This is a genomic window from Micromonospora polyrhachis (genome assembly GCF_014203835.1).
GTDB classification, from domain to species: Bacteria; Actinomycetota; Actinomycetes; order Mycobacteriales; family Micromonosporaceae; genus Micromonospora_H; species Micromonospora_H polyrhachis.
The window spans coordinates 5,116,850-5,134,252 of record NZ_JACHJW010000001.1 but is presented as its reverse complement, the minus strand read 5'-3'; the positions used below and the strand labels follow the sequence as shown (position 1 = coordinate 5,134,252).

General features: G+C 69.2%; 20 protein-coding genes. 8 read left to right on the top strand and 12 right to left on the bottom strand.

Annotation, left to right across the window (positions count from 1 at the left end; all coding sequences use genetic code 11):
• Positions 1 to 49: 49 nt before the first annotated feature.
• Positions 50 to 364, top strand: a complete 315-nt coding sequence (locus tag FHR38_RS22750; protein WP_184536581.1) for a hypothetical protein — start codon at positions 50 to 52, stop codon at positions 362 to 364.
• 32 nt (positions 365 to 396) lie between these two features.
• Here FHR38_RS22750 and FHR38_RS22745 read toward each other — a convergent pair whose 3' ends face one another.
• Together FHR38_RS22745 and FHR38_RS22740 are read right to left on the bottom strand one after the other, a co-directional pair.
• Positions 397 to 2,325, bottom strand: coding sequence for a hypothetical protein (locus tag FHR38_RS22745; RefSeq protein ID WP_184536580.1), 1,929 nt, complete (start codon positions 2,323 to 2,325; stop codon positions 397 to 399).
• Positions 2,322 to 2,603: a hypothetical protein gene (locus FHR38_RS22740; RefSeq protein ID WP_184536579.1), complete on the bottom strand. Its 282-nt coding sequence runs from the start codon at positions 2,601 to 2,603 to the stop codon at positions 2,322 to 2,324. Before FHR38_RS22740 ends, FHR38_RS22745 begins: the two co-directional genes overlap by 4 nt.
• A 341-nt stretch (positions 2,604 to 2,944) precedes the next feature.
• Here FHR38_RS22740 and FHR38_RS22735 point away from each other — a divergent pair, with 341 nt between their 5' ends.
• Positions 2,945 to 3,175, top strand: coding sequence for a GntR family transcriptional regulator (locus FHR38_RS22735; protein WP_184536578.1), 231 nt, complete (start codon positions 2,945 to 2,947; stop codon positions 3,173 to 3,175).
• Between the two features lie 52 nt (positions 3,176 to 3,227).
• On the opposite strand, the gene FHR38_RS33600 is transcribed toward FHR38_RS22735, so the two are convergent.
• On the bottom strand, positions 3,228 to 3,686 hold the full coding sequence (locus FHR38_RS33600; RefSeq protein WP_376771426.1) for an Imm1 family immunity protein: 459 nt from the start codon (positions 3,684 to 3,686) through the stop codon (positions 3,228 to 3,230).
• A gap of 98 nt (positions 3,687 to 3,784) precedes the next feature.
• Positions 3,785 to 4,033: a hypothetical protein gene (locus FHR38_RS22725; protein WP_184536576.1), complete on the bottom strand. Its 249-nt coding sequence runs from the start codon at positions 4,031 to 4,033 to the stop codon at positions 3,785 to 3,787.
• A 382-nt stretch (positions 4,034 to 4,415) separates the two neighbouring features.
• Here FHR38_RS22725 and FHR38_RS22720 point away from each other — a divergent pair, with 382 nt between their 5' ends.
• A complete protein-coding gene (locus FHR38_RS22720; RefSeq protein ID WP_221449129.1) occupies positions 4,416 to 5,741 on the top strand; it encodes an MFS transporter in 1,326 nt (441 codons plus the stop codon).
• A 130-nt stretch (positions 5,742 to 5,871) separates the two neighbouring features.
• Positions 5,872 to 6,492 (top strand): hypothetical protein, encoded by a 621-nt coding sequence (locus FHR38_RS22715; protein ID WP_184536575.1) that lies wholly within the window; start codon positions 5,872 to 5,874, stop codon positions 6,490 to 6,492.
• A gap of 27 nt (positions 6,493 to 6,519) precedes the next feature.
• Here the strand turns inward: FHR38_RS22715 and FHR38_RS22710 are convergent, their stop codons facing one another.
• Positions 6,520 to 7,374, bottom strand: a complete 855-nt coding sequence (locus tag FHR38_RS22710) for an NmrA/HSCARG family protein (protein ID WP_184536574.1) — start codon at positions 7,372 to 7,374, stop codon at positions 6,520 to 6,522.
• 12 nt (positions 7,375 to 7,386) lie between these two features.
• Entirely contained in the window at positions 7,387 to 8,325 is a 939-nt protein-coding gene (locus FHR38_RS22705; protein WP_184536573.1) for an EamA family transporter, read from the bottom strand.
• Positions 8,326 to 8,405: 80 nt separating this feature from the next.
• Between FHR38_RS22705 and FHR38_RS22700 the strand changes: the two genes are divergently transcribed.
• Complete coding sequence (locus tag FHR38_RS22700) at positions 8,406 to 9,290, top strand: LysR family transcriptional regulator (protein WP_184536572.1); 885 nt, start codon at positions 8,406 to 8,408, stop codon at positions 9,288 to 9,290.
• 22 nt (positions 9,291 to 9,312) lie between these two features.
• On the opposite strand, the gene FHR38_RS22695 is transcribed toward FHR38_RS22700, so the two are convergent.
• A complete protein-coding gene (locus tag FHR38_RS22695) occupies positions 9,313 to 9,534 on the bottom strand; it encodes a hypothetical protein (RefSeq protein ID WP_184536571.1) in 222 nt (73 codons plus the stop codon).
• Between the two features lie 105 nt (positions 9,535 to 9,639).
• Here FHR38_RS22695 and FHR38_RS22690 point away from each other — a divergent pair, with 105 nt between their 5' ends.
• Positions 9,640 to 10,356 (top strand): class I SAM-dependent methyltransferase, encoded by a 717-nt coding sequence (locus FHR38_RS22690; RefSeq protein ID WP_184536570.1) that lies wholly within the window; start codon positions 9,640 to 9,642, stop codon positions 10,354 to 10,356.
• 50 nt (positions 10,357 to 10,406) lie between these two features.
• Positions 10,407 to 11,315, top strand: coding sequence for a class A beta-lactamase (bla, locus tag FHR38_RS22685; RefSeq protein ID WP_312882346.1), 909 nt, complete (start codon positions 10,407 to 10,409; stop codon positions 11,313 to 11,315).
• Positions 11,316 to 11,476: 161 nt separating this feature from the next.
• Here bla and FHR38_RS22680 read toward each other — a convergent pair whose 3' ends face one another.
• Positions 11,477 to 12,220, bottom strand: a complete 744-nt coding sequence (locus FHR38_RS22680) for a YqjF family protein (RefSeq protein ID WP_184536568.1) — start codon at positions 12,218 to 12,220, stop codon at positions 11,477 to 11,479.
• 196 nt (positions 12,221 to 12,416) lie between these two features.
• Here FHR38_RS22680 and FHR38_RS22675 point away from each other — a divergent pair, with 196 nt between their 5' ends.
• The gene (locus tag FHR38_RS22675; RefSeq protein ID WP_184536567.1) at positions 12,417 to 13,034 is read left to right on the top strand and encodes a class I SAM-dependent methyltransferase; all 618 of its coding nucleotides are present in this window, start codon (positions 12,417 to 12,419) and stop codon (positions 13,032 to 13,034) included.
• Positions 13,035 to 13,091: 57 nt separating this feature from the next.
• Here the strand turns inward: FHR38_RS22675 and FHR38_RS22670 are convergent, their stop codons facing one another.
• From FHR38_RS22670 to FHR38_RS22655, 4 genes are all read right to left on the bottom strand, one after another.
• Complete coding sequence (locus FHR38_RS22670) at positions 13,092 to 13,418, bottom strand: hypothetical protein (protein WP_184536566.1); 327 nt, start codon at positions 13,416 to 13,418, stop codon at positions 13,092 to 13,094.
• Between the two features lie 97 nt (positions 13,419 to 13,515).
• Positions 13,516 to 14,010 carry a GNAT family N-acetyltransferase gene (locus FHR38_RS22665; protein WP_184536565.1) on the bottom strand — a complete coding sequence of 165 codons (495 nt, stop codon included), beginning with the start codon at positions 14,008 to 14,010 and terminating at the stop codon, positions 13,516 to 13,518.
• Positions 14,011 to 14,063: 53 nt separating this feature from the next.
• Entirely contained in the window at positions 14,064 to 16,355 is a 2,292-nt protein-coding gene (locus FHR38_RS22660) for a hypothetical protein (protein WP_184536564.1), read from the bottom strand.
• The gene (locus tag FHR38_RS22655) at positions 16,352 to 17,365 is read right to left on the bottom strand and encodes a glycosyltransferase family 2 protein (protein ID WP_312882344.1); all 1,014 of its coding nucleotides are present in this window, start codon (positions 17,363 to 17,365) and stop codon (positions 16,352 to 16,354) included. The genes FHR38_RS22660 and FHR38_RS22655 overlap by 4 nt, the downstream gene beginning before the upstream one ends.
• Positions 17,366 to 17,403: the final 38 nt, after the last annotated feature.

Below are 17,403 nucleotides of genomic sequence, written 5' to 3'. Positions count from 1 at the left end.
TCCAGCGATGCTGGTTAATGTGTGAACGCGCTTACATTAGGCTGCCGCTGTGACCATGCGTTCCCGGCCAGCACGTCTGCTGGCCCTCCTGCTGCTTGCCATCTCGATGACCGGTTGTGCCGACGACGACCCAAGTGCGGAGGAATTCGCCACGAAGATCAGAGCCAATCCGCAGATGTCTGGAGCCCCCGACAAGGCTGTCTCCTGCGTCGCGGCCTGGTATGCGACCCACGCGTCACCGGAGCAGCGAGCAGCATTGCTGGAAGGCAGGACAACGGGATTGGAGGATGCCACTCCGGCTCCCGGTTCGGCGGCCGAGGCCGCATTGCTGGATTGTCTGAAGCTCGCGGCCACGACACCGTAGGCGTAGCGGCGCCAACAGCAACGAAAGCCGGATCAGGCGGGGTACGTACGGCAACCGGCACGGTCGAGGCGGGCCACCACCGGCTGCCCCGGCTGCTCGGCGGCCAACCGGAGCAGCAGGCGCTCCAGGTCCGGCACCTCGACCGTCGCCGACGGCTGCTGGGGCACCGGGAGCGGCTGGGCCGGATCAGCCGGTACGGCATTGTCCAGCGCGACGCTGAGATATCGCAGGCAGTAGGTGACCGCCTCGGGCAGGCTCTGCCGCAGCGGCGGATTACGCATGTCGACCGGCGTGGCCGGGTCAACGACCTCGACCTCCCACCAGACTCCCTGGATTCTGCGCAGGTCACCGAGGTTCAGCCGGTGATCCTGGGCGGCCACCTCGACGGCCAGCCCGAGGCCGAGGGCGAGCCGGGCCAGGTCTGCCAAGGGTGGCGCGTCCCAGGGACGGGCGCAGACGAGCAGCCGCGCAGCCGGCCGCCCCCGACTGGCCGCCCCGAGATACCGCGTAACCGGATTCGCGTACGGGTCGGACAGCGTGATCGTGCCCTGTCGCAGATCCTGGTCGATGACGTAACCGCCGTCGAGTTCGGTCAGTTCCTCGGGACGTACCCCGAACGCGGTCGACCAGAGTCCCACCCGGAAGCGTTCGGCGAGCTGGAACATCGGATTGCCGCCGGCATGGGTGGCGACCAGGCTCGCCCGACGGTCGTCGTCGGGATGCCAGTTCAGGTGCACCACCCGACCGTTGAGGTCGGTGATGGTGAGCACTGCCCCGTGGTGGATTCGCCGGGCCCCGCCGCAGGTGAAGCAGTGCAGCCCTCGGCCGCGCGTGCCCGTGCCGCTGCAGTCCCGGCACGGCGTGTACGGAATCGGCTCCCCCAGGTACGACGGCAGCGGCGGCTCCCAGTTGCGCCGGAGCGCGGCGACAGACCGCCGTTCCACCTGCCCGGTCGGCAGTTCCGTCAATATCGTGGTGGTACCGCCGCGTCGCAGGCTGGTGTGCTGCCACCGCCGATCCCGCCAGATCGCCTGAGCGCCGGCCAAGTGCGCGCAGTCGCCGAGGATTCGCCGCTCCAACTGGTCGACGGTCACCGGCGGGGCCGAATCCACCATCGGCGGCGGGCCACCCGACGGCGGCGCACCGACGAAATACGCGGGGGCGGTCAGGGAGCGCTCGCCGAGCCCGGTCAACGCGTCCGTGACGCTGGTGGTGGCGAGGGCGGTGAGCAGGTCGTCGGCAGATCGACCGAGACTCGTCGGCACGTCCGCGCCCGGCACCTCGTAGCGGATGCTCCACGCCTCGGCGGCGGCCGGGCCAAGCCGCCGGACCTCGACCACCAGGTCGAGCCGGAGCAGGTCGGCCACCGCCCGAAGCCGGGCCAGCGCGAGGTCAGGCTCCGGCGGCGGGGTGTGCCCACCCCGACCGAGGTAGACCCGCCACGGATGGCGGGACCAGCCGGCGATGGCGTCCGCCTCCAGTGCCTGCCGGTCCGCCGCCGGCAGCTCCGGTCGCCACTCGTGCGGAAGGTGGACGGTCAGCTCGTCGGCTGGATCGAGCCTCCGCGCGGGGGCCGCCAGGTCCGAGAGTTCCACCGCGCCGACCTGGTCGGCCAGCTCGGCGAGCAGCGGCGTCAGCGCCAGCCGCCACCGCCCGGCACGGTCCGCCGTGGGTTCTACAGCCCCGGGTACGACGTTGGCCGACGCGACCACGCCGGTGTCCAGGTTGGCAACCGTGAGTACGACCTGCGCCCGCCGTTGACCGCGCTGACCGCAGTCGGAGCAGGGTGCGGCGGTGGTGCCGCTGCCTCGGCACAGCTCACAGTCGGGCCAGGGGGGCCGGTCGGCTGTCGCCGCCGGATCGGTCGCGTCGATCAGGAACGAGTCGCCGCCGTCCCGGCACCGGCACCGGGCGGTGACCAGGGCGAGCCCTTGGCAGCGCGCGCAGGTTACCGAGGTCATCGGGTCACCCGACGGGTGCATAGGCCATCGTGGTCGGTACGCAGCACACACCGGCCCCGCTCGCCGACCAGGCGATCGCAGAAAACTCGATGCCGTACGCCCTGGTCGGCCTCCTCGGAGACGGTGGTCTCGCCGGGGTCCACAGCCGACAGCCGGCGCAGTGAGCGGGCGATCGCCCGGGCAAGCTGCCGGGCCCGGTCCAGGTCGGACGCGAGCACCGGAAGGTGTACGACGTACCGGAGTTGGTCGGGCGAAACGAGTCGGGGCGATCCGGGCACGGTGCAGCCACCTTTCCACGGGTGAGGACCGAAGGGGCGGTCCGGCCCATCAGGGAGAACCGAGCCGGACCGCCCTCCCCCGCGCTCGCGCTCACGCTCGCCATGAGCAGCGCGAACTGGGGGAATGCTGGGTCGGGGCGGGTGTCCCCTCATCTGTCACCCGCCCCGACCGGGGGGTCGCCCTCCTCCATGGTTTGCCGAACCAACCGGAGGCTGACGACCGAAACCTACTACAACAGCTACAGCATGTCTACGAATGGCGGGTGCGCTAGCTGAAGTTATTGCAGTAGGTCTACAAGGTCGGGCATGATCGGGGATGCCGAACCAACCGGGAGACCCGCATGTCCACAGCGCAGCCATCGTTCCGACGGATCGTCAACGAGATCACCGAGAAGATCAAGACCGGTGAACTGGCACCGGGCACGAAGCTACCCTCAACCAGCCAGCTCGCGGCGATGTACGAGGTCAGCACCGGCACCGTCTATCGGGCATTGTCGCTACTCCATGACCGTGACCTGATCATCGGGCAGCCGGGGCGGGGCACCTACGTTGCCGACCCCGCCGACAAGTAGCCCTACCCCTCGACCCCACGTCACCGCATCGCGGTAGACGAGTTCCCTCTTGCTACCAGGACGCTGACGCCTGCCAGGCAACAGATGGAGGTCGACGGCCACCGGATGAATGGAACTCGTGTAGCGCCTGACGGATGAGATCGAGGGAGATAGCAGCGTCGACCGGAAAGGGTGTCGCGCTGTCTATGTCCCGGTGCAGGAGGGGCGCGCTCGTGGTCTGTGCACCAGATTTGGTGACCCAGGGGCCTGACTGCTCGTTCTCAGGATCACCGAAGTATGCGAGCGCGCCGACCCCAAATTGGGGAGATACGTCCATCTTGAGGCCATGGTCTGGGATCTGAGCAGGGCCGAACCGTGGTCGCTCTCGGACGTGAGCAGTGGGGTTGTGTAGCAACGGCGCAGCGGCAAGGATCCGGGCGAAGGCGGCGTCGACCTCCGCAGACGTGTGAGCAATGATCGGCCCCTGGTCGTTGCCAGCTTGCAGGCTGAACTCCACGCTAAACGCGATCATGCTTGCCGTCCCGTATAGGTGGTGGTGCCCCTCGGGTGGTGCACGATGAGGGTTTGGCCGGGTTTGCGCGGCGCGAATCTCCTCCCCGCTGCGCACGCTCAGAACAGCTTCGGCTCGTCGGCGGAGAAGTAGGCGTTCTGGAAGAGGTCCTTGCGGGCCGTCTCCAGGTTGCGGCTGGCGGTGGTGAGCATGCGGGCCAGGTCGTCGCAACCCACTGTCATCGACACCGTACGCTGCGCTCGGTCTGCCCGCTTGATCGCCTGCTCGATGTTGAGCAGCACGTCGGACACCTCCCGCAGGCCCGCCTCGCGGGCGGCCTGTTCAGGCGTACGTTCAAGATCGGACATGGTAAATCCTTCCCTGGCTGGCGACCCCCTACCCTACCGACCACCACCGACGAGGTCGCAGCGCTGGGCGTGCCCCAGTTACACATGTCGACCAACACCGGTCCGGTTAAATCACGAGCATCCGCCGCCCTTGCCTCGGTATGGTCTTGGAACGCGCCACGGGAAGCATCTTGAATGCTGCCCAAAATCAACCGCCTCACCAGGCGTAACCCCGGCTCGGCCGGGACGGTTGCCGAGGTGGGTTGATCGGGCGAGTGCGCACCGACGTACGAGTGAATCGGCCGCCCGAACCAAGCTGGGCCGTTCGCAGTACCACCCCGGCGGTGTCACACCCTGCGGTTATCTTTGTCGCCGCTGACCGACTGCCCTGATCGAGGAGACCGTGCCCGAGACAAGCCTTGCCCCTGAGACCAGTCCCGTGCCGGCGCCGAGTCACTGGAAACGCAACGTCGCGCTCTTCCTGTCCGGGCAGACCGTGTCGCTGTTCGGCTCGATGATCGTCCAGTACGTGGTGATGTGGTACGTCACGTTGGAGACCAAGTCCGGCCTGGCGATCGCCCTCTACGCCGTCTGCGCGTTCGCTCCCCAGGGCATCGTGTCGATCTTCGGTGGCGTGCTGGCCGACCGGATGAACCGCAAGATGCTGACGATCATGGCCGACGCGGGAATCGCGGCGGCGACCCTGGTCCTAGCCCTGTTGATGTTGAACGGCGTCACGGACCTGTGGGTGATCCTGCTGGCGGTCTCGGTCCGCTCCTTCGGGGCCGGGGTGCAGACACCGACGGTGCAGGCGATGATCCCGCAGATCGTGCCGGCCGATCAGCTGATGCGGATCAACGGCATGTTCCAGACCATCAGCTCCGCTATGGCCCTGCTGGCACCGGCTGCGGCTGCCGCCATCTACGCCGGCTTCGGAGTGGTCCCGGTCTTCTTCCTGGACGTGATCACCGCAGTAATCGGCATCGGGCTGCTGGCCCTGGTCACGGTCCCCACCCTGGAACGGATGACCGAGACGGCGACCACCTACCGGCAGGACCTGGTCGAGGGCATGCGATACATCTGGACCCACCGGATCGTCCGCTGGCTGCTACTGGTGTTCGCGATCATCTTCCTGCTCACCGTTGCGCCGTCGTTCATCACGCCGCTGATGGTGACCCGCACCTTCGGCACCGAGAAGTGGATGCTGGCCGTGCTGGAGATCGCGTTCAGCGTCGGAATGATGCTCGGTGGAGCGTTGATCGCCACCTGGCTGGCCAAGCGTAGCCGGATCGGACTGATCCTGATCTCCACCTTCAGCTTCGCGATCTTCACCGTGGCGCTGGGCCTCAGCACCAATCTCTGGGTGTTCTACGGCTTCATGTTCCTGTTCGGGCTCGCGGTTCCACTCTTCTCCACCCCGTTCATGACCCTGATCCAGGAGACGGTGGAGCCGGAGAAGCACGGCCGGGTGTTCAGCTACGTCGGCATCGTGATGGCCCTGGCCACCCCGATCGGCATGGTGGTGTTCGGCCCACTGGCCGACGTGATCAGCGTCCAGACCCTGCTGATCGTCGCCGGTGTGGCCACCATCGCCGTCACGATCGTGGCGATCATGATGCCGTCCGGCCAGGCCGCGATCGCCGCCGCCCGAGCCACCTCGCCGGTAGCCGAGGGCCCGGCACCCGATGGCCCGGCACCCGAGGAGCCGGTGGCCGCCCAGGCCCACTAGCCCAGGCCCCCACTCGTAGGGCTTTGTCGGGCGCTGCGCGCGGCTCTACTCGCGCTCCACTGTGGCCGCGCCCGGATCTCATGACGGGCGCGGCCACTGTTAGATTGACCCCCATGACTGGGGGTGCGTGATGGATGCCACTGCCGAACGTTGGTGGAAGTCCTGGCCTGCCATCAGTGGTCTCACTGGGCTGGTGGCGCTTGTCATCGGGCTAGGCGCCTGGCTCTTTCCGGTCGACAAGCAAGCCGACAACGGCCCGGAACCGGCGGCAAATGCCACCACAGGAGGCTCGTCGACCACCACCCCGCCCGCATCGACCGGCCTCTCTCCGGAAGGTTCGCCCAGCACCACCCCGGAAAGCACCGCTCCAGCGGACAAGATCCGCTGGAGCGACGAGATTCAGTTCGACAACGACGGCATCGACCTCGACACGATCCCACCGACCGTGCAGATGGACTGGCCCTCCCTCAACTCCGATCTGAACCGTGGCCTGACCGGACCGGACCGGCCGCTGACCGCTGCGAGTGGGCACCTTGCCCTGTGGCCGGGACCCGGCACACCCACCCGGCAACAGTGCGCGGACCGCGTCTCCACGCACGGCGACGAAAGGGTTCACATCCCGGTCGGTCGGACCGGCTGCCTGACTACCAGCAAGGGTCGCGTCGTCATGTTCACCGTCACCCGCTTTCCCGCCGACTCCTTCCAGGTAACCGCACGCGCCACCATCTGGGAGAACCCGGAGGATTCCTGAGCCTGCTCTTCGGCCCGTACGGCGCTGCTATCGGGACGTGCGCAGCCACTCCTCGAAGGTCAGCAGCCCCGGATGACGCTGGCGGAGTGCGACAATGTCGGCCCGGTATCCCTGCTCGTCCAACCAGTGGTACATCTTCGCGAACTCCTCGACCGCGACTCGCAACTGCTCGATCGGCTGCCGTTCGAAGCGGGTCGGGATGCCGTCGACCTTGGCGAACAGGTCGACCATCTGCCGTACGGTCAGCTCGTCACCGGCGATCTCGATCTTCTTGCCGAGAAATTCGGCCGGTTTGTCGAACGCCTCGACGGCGATCCGGCCGATGTCGGTCAGCGCGACCATCTGTAGCGGGGTGTCCGCGCCCAGCGCGATCGAGACGACCCGCTCACCATCCTTTGCCTCCGGCAACAGGTACCGCCAGTTGTCCATGAAGAACACCGGCCGCAGCACCGTCGCGGGCACGCCGCTGGCGTCGACGTACGCCTCGATCTCCGCCTTGCTCTCGAAGTGCGCGACACCGGAGCTGTGTGCGGCACCACCCACGGAGCTGTAGACCAGATGCGCGGCACCTACGGCCCTGGCCGCGTCGGCGACGTTGCGGCCCTGCCGTACCTCGATCTCGGGCTGCGGGTCGGTGAAGTCGGCGGCCTGCATGCTGTAGACGCCGTACACGCCGCGTGCTGCCGCCCGCAGCGACTCCGGGTCGTTCAGGTCGCCGACGACCAACTCCGCGCCCAGCGCCGTGAGGGCGCTGGCCTCCGGCTCGTCCGGGTCGCGGACCAGGGCGCGTACGGCCCAGCCGGTGGCGAGCAGCCGGCGGCCGACGGCACCGCCCTGGCCGCCGGTCGCGCCGGTAACGAGGATGGTCTTCTTGCTCGACATCGCAAGATCCTTTCAGTGCTGTTGTGCTGGGGAAACTGAGGTACGGCGAGTGGGGGCCGGCAGTTGTCCGGCGACGATCGCGGCGAGGGCGATGACGAACCCGACGAGCTGGATCGGGCCGAGGATCTGGCCAAGCAGGACGGCCCCGAGGAGCGCGGCGACCAGCGGCGAGAGCAGGGGCAGCACGGCAACAGCGGTGATGGGCAGAGCGGTGATGCCCCGGAACCACAGGACGTAGGCGATCAGACCGCCGACCAGACCGAGCCAGAGGTAGCCGAGGACGGCGGGCGCGTCCACCGCAGGCGGTGCCCCCTCGACCAGGAACGTGATCGGCACCAGGAAGAGCCCGCCTGCGGTGAGCTGCCATCCGGCGAACGCGGTGGGGCTGGCCTCGGCGGGACGTCCCCAGCGTTTGGTGAGGGTCACCCCGAGGGCCATGGTGGCCGCGCTGGCCAGACCGGCCGCGACCCCGACGAGGTCGAATGCCGCCTTCGGTCCGATCACCACCAGACCGACGCCGATCACACCGGCCGCTCCCCAGGCGAGACGCCAGCCGGTGAGCCGCTCGTGCAGGACCGGGGAGGCCAGTAGCGCGACGATGAGCGGCTGGACCGCCCCGAGGGTGGCGGCTACGCCGCCGGGCAGGCGTTCGGCCGCGACGAAGAGTAGGGGAAAGATCAAGCCGATGTTCAGTACGCCGAGCACCGCGGCCCTACCCCACCACGCGCCGCGCGGCAGGGTACGGCTGATCACCAGCGCGATCAGGCCGGCGGGCAACGCCCGTAACAGGCCCGCGAAGAGCGGATGACCGGGCGGGAGCAGCTCGGTGGTGACGACGTACGTCGTGCCCCAGACGACCGGAGTTATCGCCGTCAGGAGAGTGCGCGGAAGGGTTCCCCCGAGGGCACTGCCGGCCCCGCCGGAAATCCTCGATGTCGCTGAAGTTGTCACACCTGGCAGTCTCACCCGCAGGTGATCAATGAGTCCAACACATCATTGTCACCTGATCAATCGTGATTCAAGATAGACCTGTGGAACTCCAGCAGATGCGGTACGTCCTCGCCGTCGCCGAGACCAGCAGCTTCACCCGAGCCGCCGAACGATGTCTGGTCGTCCAGTCCGCCCTCAGTCACCAGATCGCCCGCCTGGAACGGGAACTGGGCGCGAAACTCTTCGAGCGCACCAGTCGCCGGGTGCGACTGACCCCGGCCGGTGCCGCGTTCCTCCCCGCCGCCCGCCAGTGCCTGGACGCCGCCGAGCGCGCAGCCGCCGAGGTCGCGGCGGCGGTCGGCGAAATACGGGGCCGCCTCGCCGTGGGACTGATCCCCACCGTGGCTGCGGTCGACATCCCCGGTGCCCTGCGGGACTTCCACCAGCGGTACCCGCACGTGCGGATCAGCCTGCGGGTGGGCGGGAGCGACGAACTCGTCGAACAGGTCAAGCAGGGCCTCATCGAGGTGGCCTTCCTCGGGCTGCCGACCACCGCCCGCCCCCACGGGGTCGCCGCCCATGAACTCGCCCGGGACCGGCTCGTCGCCGTGGTCGCACCAGATCACCCGCTCGCCACGGAGTCGACCGTCAGCCTGCGCCGACTCTCCACCGAGGTATTCGTGGACCTGCCGGCCAAGACCGCCGGACGTGCCCAATCCGATCAGGCCTTCGCGGCTGCTGGTCTCAGTCGGGACGTCGCCTTCGAGGTGACCACCGCGGACTTCATGGCTCGGCTGGTCAAGGAGGGCCTCGGCATCGCCCTGCTCCCCTCCGCGTACGTGCCTCAGCTCACCGGCCTGACCACCATCGAGGTCACCGACGCCCCGGCCCGCGTCGAATACGTCGTCTGGAGCCACGCCGGTCGTACACCGGCGGCGACCGCGTTCCTCGCCCTGCTCGACATTCCGGCCGCGCTCTCCGGTTAGGAAGGGGCCCTTCCTTACCCCCTCAGCGGGGGCGGTTGCGGGGGTGCTGCTTGGCGGTGCGTTCGTTGCCCCGCCGGTAGTTGCCGGTCCACCGGGCCATCACCTGCTGCGGGTCGGCAGCGACCTCGGCCAGGAACTCGTCGGCCCGGCCACCCCGCAACGTGGTGGCGACCCGCCCCCGATGTGTGATCACCACGGACCCGTCGGATCGCTCCAGGTAGTCGAATCCACTCGCTTCTCCCATGCCGGCGGAGTCTGCCAGGCAATGTGCCTGGTCGGCATCCGGGTTTACGCCGTACGAAGCTGCGGCCGTTAGGGTGGGGACCGCCGACCCGCCGAGGAGTACGCGTTGGAAGCCACCGAGATCCGTAAGCTCGCCGCGCTGGAGGACACCCACTGGTGGTACCGCGAGCGAAGGGCCCTGCTGGCCCGGTCGCTGCGCCGGCTGGCGGCCAACGGCCAGCGGCCGGAGCGGGCGTTGGACATCGGTGCGGCCGGAGGCGGTAACACCCGGGTCCTGCGGGCGCACGGCTGGCACCCGCTGGCTCTGGAGTACAGCGCCGAGGGCGCAGAGGTGGCCGCCGAGCGGGGGCTCGACGTCATCCGGGCCGACGCCCGATTCCTGCCGGTGCCCTCGGCCAGCCTCGGTCTGGTGGTCGCCTTCGACATCCTCGAACACATCGAGGAGGACCAGCTGGCCGCCGCCGAGATCCGGCGTACGTTGCGGCCGGGTGGCACCGCGCTGATCGCCGTACCGTGCGACATGCGGTTGTGGTCGGCGCACGACGTGGCGGTGGGGCATGTCCGGCGTTACGACCGCGACTCGCTCACCGCCGTGATCGAAAAGGCTGGCCTCGTCATCGACGAGTTGTGGAGCTGGAACGTGCTGCTGCGGTCGGTGGCGGCCTGGCGGCGGCGCAAGTCCACCGGCAGCGACCTGGACGAGTTGCCGGGTGTGGTCAACCTCGGCCTTCGGACGATCATCACTGCCGAGCGTTACCTGCCGGTGAAGTCGCTGCCCGGGGTGTCGCTCATGCTTCGCGCCCACCGTCCCAGCAAGAATTGAGGGCAAACGAGAGGACGTGCCGAACGATGGTGCTCTGCTCCACAGTTCCCGTGCCTCGGCGTTCCGCACTGGCGGTGGTCACCGCGCTGGTGCTCGTACCGTTGGCTGGTTGCTCGACGACCGACGGGCCCGTCGCTCCCGATCCGGGCTCCCCCACCACGGCGGCGGTGGCCGCCACGACAAGTCCCGAGTTTGACCGGCTGGAAGCCAAGTACGATGCCCGGCTCGGAATCTATGCCATCGACACCGGCTCCGGGCGTACCGTCGAGCACCGCTCCGACGAACGGTTCGGCTATGCGTCGACGTTCAAGGCACTGGCCGCCGCCGCGGTGCTGGACAAGACGACCACGGCCGAACTCGACCGGGTGATCCGCTTCACCGCCGCCGATCTCGTGGACCACTCGCCGATCACCAAGGACCGGGTGGCCACGGGCATCACGCTGCGCGAGGCGGCTGATGCGGCCGTGCGCTACAGCGACAATACGGCGGGCAACCTGCTGCTGGACCAGCTCGGCGGCCCAGCGGGCTTCGAGAAGGCGCTGCGGGAACTCGGTGACCAGGTCACCGACCCGGAACGTCGGGAGACCTCGCTGAACGACGTCAAGCCGGGCGACCAGCGGGACACGACCACGACTCGGGCCTTCGCCACCAACCTTCGGGCGTACGCCGTGGACGACGCGCTCTCCGCCGAGGACCGTGCCCTGCTGGTCGACTGGCTGCGGCGGAACACCACCGGCGACAAGCTGATCCGGGCCGGGGTGCCGACCGGCTGGACCGTGGGTGACAAGACCGGCGCGGGGTCCTACGGCATCCGTAACGACATCGCCGTCGTGTGGCCACCGAACGGGGCTCCGATCGTGCTCGCGATCATGTCCGACCGGAGCGAGAAGGACGCCAAGTACGACAACGCGCTGATCGCCGAGGCAGCGAAGGCGACGATCGCGACCCTGCGGCCATGATCCGGTAGTAGCGACCGGCTGTCTCTTCGCCACCTGCTGGTCCGTTCCGACCCGAGCACGCCGGGGCGGACCGTTGGTCGGTCAGCGCAGACCGGATCGGGGCTACCGGGCCTCTGCTAGCCGCACCGGGCGGCTACCGGGCCTCTGCTAGCCGCACCGGGCTACTGGGCCTCCGCTAGCGGCACCGGGCGGCCGAAGCGCACCGGGACGCCGGGGGAGAACAGCACGCTCACCGGAGGGCCGGGCGGGCTCGGCAACCCGGCCGTCGACACCAACTGGTCGTCCAGCTCCAGCAGTTCCGCCTGGTGCAGTGGCCACGGCGGATGCTCGTTGGGCAGGTACAGCGTGCGGCCGTACGCCCGCACGTGCAGGCCCCATCGGGCGGTGAGGAAGTGCTCCAGCGGGGTGGGCTCGCCGATCCGAGCACCGGCCCGGATCTCCAGGCGGCTGGTGGCGCCCCGTCCATTCGGCCACCGTCGTCGACAGCGGTAGGTGTACCGATCACCGGCGCGGTCCAACCGCATCGCCGACCACTTGTACGGCAGCCGCAGCCCCGCCTGCGCGGCGAGTACGAACGGCAACCGCGCCGCGTCCAGGGAGCGGAACACGACTCCCCGTCGCCCCTCGTCGTCCACGGAGTAGAGCCGGACGTTGGTCTCCGCGAAGGTGCCGAGGTAGGGCAATCCCGGGCCGACCGGCAGCCCCACCCCCACCATCCGGAACGCGATCAGCCCGACGTAGCTGATCCCGTCGACGGTGTCCGGCCGGGTTCCTGCGGGCAGGAACGGTTGGACCGTCTCCGGCTCGACCGGCCAGTGCAGGAAGGCGAGATGGTCCCAGCGTTGTCCCAGCAACGCCGGTCGGATCGGCCGGGGCGGGCCCGTGGTCACCGGTTCCACGCTCATGCCGCACATCCTGATGGATCGGACACATGACCGCGAGGCCGGGGGCGGTGGGTATGTCCGGCGGTACGACCGCCCGCGAGCTGACCCGCCCGGTCGACGGCCGGCGAGACTGAGCAGATCATCAGCCACCGGTGATAGGTTCCGCAGATGCGACGCCCCTGTCGCTGATCGTCGAAGATGCCCCCGGGAGAAAGTCGTGTTGGCTGCGGCCAAGGGTCTACTCGGTCACGTGCCGCTCTACGTCACGTTGCAGCGTGGCCTGGGCGCGGACCGACTACGCTACCGCTGCCTGGACGAGCTTTCACTCGCCGACGGGGACACCGTGATCGATGTGGGCTGCGGCCCGGCGTACTACTTCGAGCGGCTCCCCCGGGTGCGTTACTACGGCTTCGACACCGCGCCGCGTTACATCGAGTACGCCCGCAACCGCTGGGGCAGCGACCGTGCGGAGTTCCGCTGCGAGGTCTTCGGTGCGGAGCATCTGTCGCAGGTCCCGCCCGCCGACGCGGTGCTGCTGCTCGGGTTGCTGCACCACCTGTCCGATGAGGAGTCCCGACACGTGCTGCGAGTGGCCGCCCGAGCCCTCGCTCCTGGTGGCCGGGTGATCGCCGTCGACACCTGCTACGAACCTCGCCAGGGCCGGATCTCCCGGTGGATGTCCGACAACGACCGGGGCGAGCATGTCCGCGAACCAGCCGGCTTCACTGCCCTGGCCCGGGAGTCCTTCGAGGAAGTGGACGGCGAGATCATCGATGACGTCACGCGAATCCCGTCGAGCTTCTGGCTGATGCGAATGCGGAAGCCTCTCCACTGAGGGAGACGTTCTGGATGGGCGGGCGGGAAGTGTCAACCCGCCCGCCCACGCGTCGGATCAGACGGTGCGAAAGCTCAGCCAGCGCCCGGCTTCATAGGTGCGGAGCGTGCCCAGGCCCCAGCCCACGCCCGTGCAGTCCGAGGTCGAATAGGCGTAGACGTTCTCGACTCCGCTCCAGCCGATGTGGCTGTCCGCACTGGTCGGCATCGGGGTGCAGTCCGTGGGCGGGACGGGGAACTGCGCGACCTTGTTCTTGAGGTGCCCGCTGTAGAAGACAAGGCCAATGTCCTGTGCCGAGGCAGGGGATGCCACGACTCCGAGCCCGATGGTCATGGTCGCCGACATGGCCAGAGTCGCGCCGACCCTGGTTGTCCTTCTGCGCATCCGTAGCCTCCGTTACATCGACGAGGGATGACGCCATCGTTGTCGGATTTTGTTGAGAGCGCAACTATCTCGCGGCGTTCAAAACCGCACGGAGGTGCTAGCCGAGGTCCTTGGTGAACCAGTGCCCGGCGTACGGGCTGTCGTTGAACGCCGGAACCTCCCGGTAGCCGTGCCGGGCATAGAGCCGGCGTGCCTCGACCAGGTCGGTCCGGGTGTCGAGCCGGAGCCGGGCCAGCCCACGGTCCCGGGCGGCCTGCTCGACCTCGGCCAGCAGCCGTGCCCCGATCCCCCGCCCCCGGGCTTGGTGCGCGACGAAGACCCGCGTCACCTCGCCGACCGCCTCGGACAGCAGGCGTAGCCCGGCGCAGCCGGAGACGAGCGGCCCCTCGGTCGCAACCCAGAACAGGCCGGAGGGGAGTCGGAGATCGTCGCTGGGCTCGTCGGCCAGCACGTCGTCGATCTCGGCCTCAGTCGCCGGTCGCCCGTAGTAGCGGCCCACGATGTCGCGGTAGTAGGCCCGCAGCACCGTCCGGGACCGCTCCTCCTCGGGAGAGACGATCTCGAACGACAGCGGGGTGGCGGCGCTGAGCATCGGAACATCCTGGCTGATGAGGCAAGCTGCCAGCCAGCCAATTCCAGTGGCGGTCAGACCAGCTCGTAGACCGCCATCCGGCCGTTGTCGAACCGGAGCCGGGCCAACTCCCGCAGGTCGCTCGCCTCCGGGTTCACCGACCGGTCGACCACCAACCACCGTACGCCGTACCGCTCCCGCAGGTCGCGCAGTCCGTCAGTGGTGGGGGCGGTGAACGCCTCGTCGTTGCGCCGCAACAGGTCCTGATCCCAGAACGGGGTGTACGCTCCCAGCGCCGCCACCCGGGGCGCGAACGCCCAGCCCTCCACGAGGACCCGGCGCTCGCTGTAGGCGCTGAGCCAGAAGCCCCGCGCGTCACACCAGCCGTTGCCCCGGACCACGCAGTGGACGTTGGTGGCGACAACGTCCCCGGGTGAGCTGTGCTCCCGGGTCCACCGGGCCGCCTCGACCCGGGACCGGGGCAGCGGGACGTTGACGTAGGCACCACCGTTGGGATGCTGCTCCGACTTGTACATGTCCATGATCAGCCCGGGTGCGCCGACCAGCAGGATCGCGGTGAGCGCGACCAGTCCGCCCCGCCCGCGCAACGCCTGCTGCCAGCCGGTGGCCGACCGCCACACCAGGACGACGACCAGCCCGACTGCGGCCAGGCCGAGGGCCCAGTTCAGCATCGGGCGCAACTGGTCGAAGGGGGTGTTCCCCGACACCCAGGTGGCGAATTCGAGTTGGATCGCCACCAGCACGAGGACGAATCCGGCGGCGCAGCCGCCCAGGATGGTCTTCTCGCGCACGGTCAGGCTGGCCCGCTCGAAGACCAGCGCGTAGCCCCAGGCCGACAGCACCACCGCAAAGGTGAACCCGGCGCGCAGGAAGTACTGGTTGCCGCCGCCGGACTGCTCCACCAGCAGGTAGAAGAGCAGCCCCGCGACGGTGCCGGCAAGCAACAACAGTTGTCCCGGTTCGAGCCGGCCACGGCGCTGCCACAGCAGCGGCACCACGCCGGCGGCCCGAAGCTGCATGTTGATCAGAAAAGCGGCGAAGACCCCGATCACGACCAACGCCTGTGCCCACAGCGAGCGGTCCGCCGGTCGGGCCCAGAAGGCTTCGAGGCTCCACAGCGGCCCGATCTGCACGCCGTACGCCTGGAAGCGGTAGAGCACCGCCGTGGCGAAGAGCTGTGCGGCACCGGCCAGGATCCCGGCCACCACCACTGCCCACGGGATGCGCCGCCGGGTGACCAGCAGAACCAGCGCGGTGATCGCCAGGGCGAGCGCGACCACCGGCACCGAACTGGCCTTGGCCCCGCTGGAGGCGAACATCAGCAGCCCGACGAGCACGAACGCGCCCGGCCCGATCGGTGGCACCGTCCGGTCGGTGCGCTGGTCGACCACGTCCACCAGGGCGGCGATCAACGCGATCAGCAGCACCCAGCTATAGATCATCGACATGCCGTGCCAGATGACGAAGGTCGCCTGGGTGCCGAACGGCATGGTCACCGGGTGGGTGAAGTTGGTTTCGCCGACCACGAAGAAGAGCATCGCCGCGACGGCCCCGACGTACGGCCGGCCGCTGACCCGCCAGCCGAGCACCGCCGTCAGCACGATCGCCGCCGCACACAACCCGGGTACGGCCAGCCGCAGCGCCACCACCGGCAGGTCGATCTGACCGATCAGGCTGGTCGCGGCCATGTGGGCGTACCCGAACCAGTGGTAGTCCAGCCGTTCCGCGGCGACCTGTGGCACGTGCAGCGGGAACTGGTGCTTCGCCTCACCGGCCAGGGAAAGTTGGTAGGCCAGGTCGACGTACTGCCGGGTGCCCTCGTCGGTGGGCAGAATCGGGTTGCGCTGGAGGAAGACCGACGACAGGTAGGTGGTGAAGAAGGCCACCGCGCCCGCCACCGACCAGGACCAGCCCAGCGGGGCCCGGGTGACGTAGTTCCGGACCAGCCAGTGGCGGCGCAGTCCCGGTACGGCGGCGAAGACGGCGACCACCGTCAACGGCCACAGCCAGAGCCAGCCGGCAAGGTCCAGCGCGGCGAAGATCGCCCAGGCTGGCAACTCCAGTACCAGCCCGACGGCGGTACCCATCGCGAGGTCCTCGACCAGGGTGTGCGGCCGGCGGCGTAACGCCCGGTAGACCAGGGTGCCGGGCAGCATCAGCGCCAGCGCGACGTAGCCGGCGTACCGGATCAGGTCGAGTGGCGAGGTCCCGGCGGCGATCAGTACGACCGCGAAGTAGCCGACGCCGACGATCAGCGGCACCCAGCGCCGCCACTGGACCGGGGTGGGGTGCGACGGGTCGACAGCGGCGGACGGAGGGCTCGGGCGGGGGGTGGTCGCGGTCATCGGGCGGTCCTCGGGCCGGGCGCGGTGGTGGTCAACTCCTCGACGGCCGCCGAGACCACCTCGACCGGCTCCTCCTCCAACGTGTCGGAGCCGACGAAGTAGCTGGGCCGACCCTGCACCGCCACGTAGATCCGTCCGATGTACTCGCCGAGCAGTCCGAGGCAGAGCAGCTGCACCGCCCCGAGGAAGAGGATCGCCACATAGAGCGAGGGCCAGCCGGCCACGGTGTGGCCGAGCAGGTACGCCACGAACACGATCACCAGCAGCACCGAGCAGAGCACCACCCCACCGGCCCCGAACCAGGTGGCCAGGCGCAGCGGGGCGGCCGAGAAGCTGGTGATGCTGTCGGTGGCCAGGCGCAGCATCCGGGACAGCGGATACTTCGAGCTGCCGGCCGCCCGCTCCTCGCGTACGTAGCCGACCTCCCCACTGGGGAAGCCCAGCCAGGGCACCACCAGCCGCAACACCGGACGCTGTTCGGGCAACTCCCGCAGGGCGGTCACGGTGGCTCGGCTGAGCAACCGGAAGTCACCGGCCTGGTCGGGGATGCTGTTGCCGACCAGGCGACGTACCAGCCGGTAGTAGAGCCCGGCGGTCCACCGCTTGAACGGCGAGTCGGTGGAGCGGTCCCGCCGTACGCCGTAGACGATGTCGAGTCCGCCGGACCGGGCCAGCGCCAGCATCTCGCCGATCGCCTCCGGCGGATCCTGGAGGTCGGCGTCGATGCTGGCGACATACTCGCCCCGGGCCCGGAACAGTCCGGCGGTCAGGGCCGCCTGGTGGCCGCTGTTGCGGCGCAGCCGGATCACCCGCAGTTGGGGCCAGCCGCGCCGCAGTCCGGCCAGGACCGCCGGAGTGGCGTCGGTGCTGCCGTCGTCGACGGCCACCACCTCGTACGGCTCGCCCAGCCCGTCGAGGACGCCGCGCAGCCGGGGGGCGAGCAACGGCAGGACGCTCTCCTCGTTGAACATCGGTACGACGACGGAGAGTGTCGGCTCCGGCGGTGTCACGGCCAGCACACCCTCCCGGTCGTTCGGTCGATGGACAG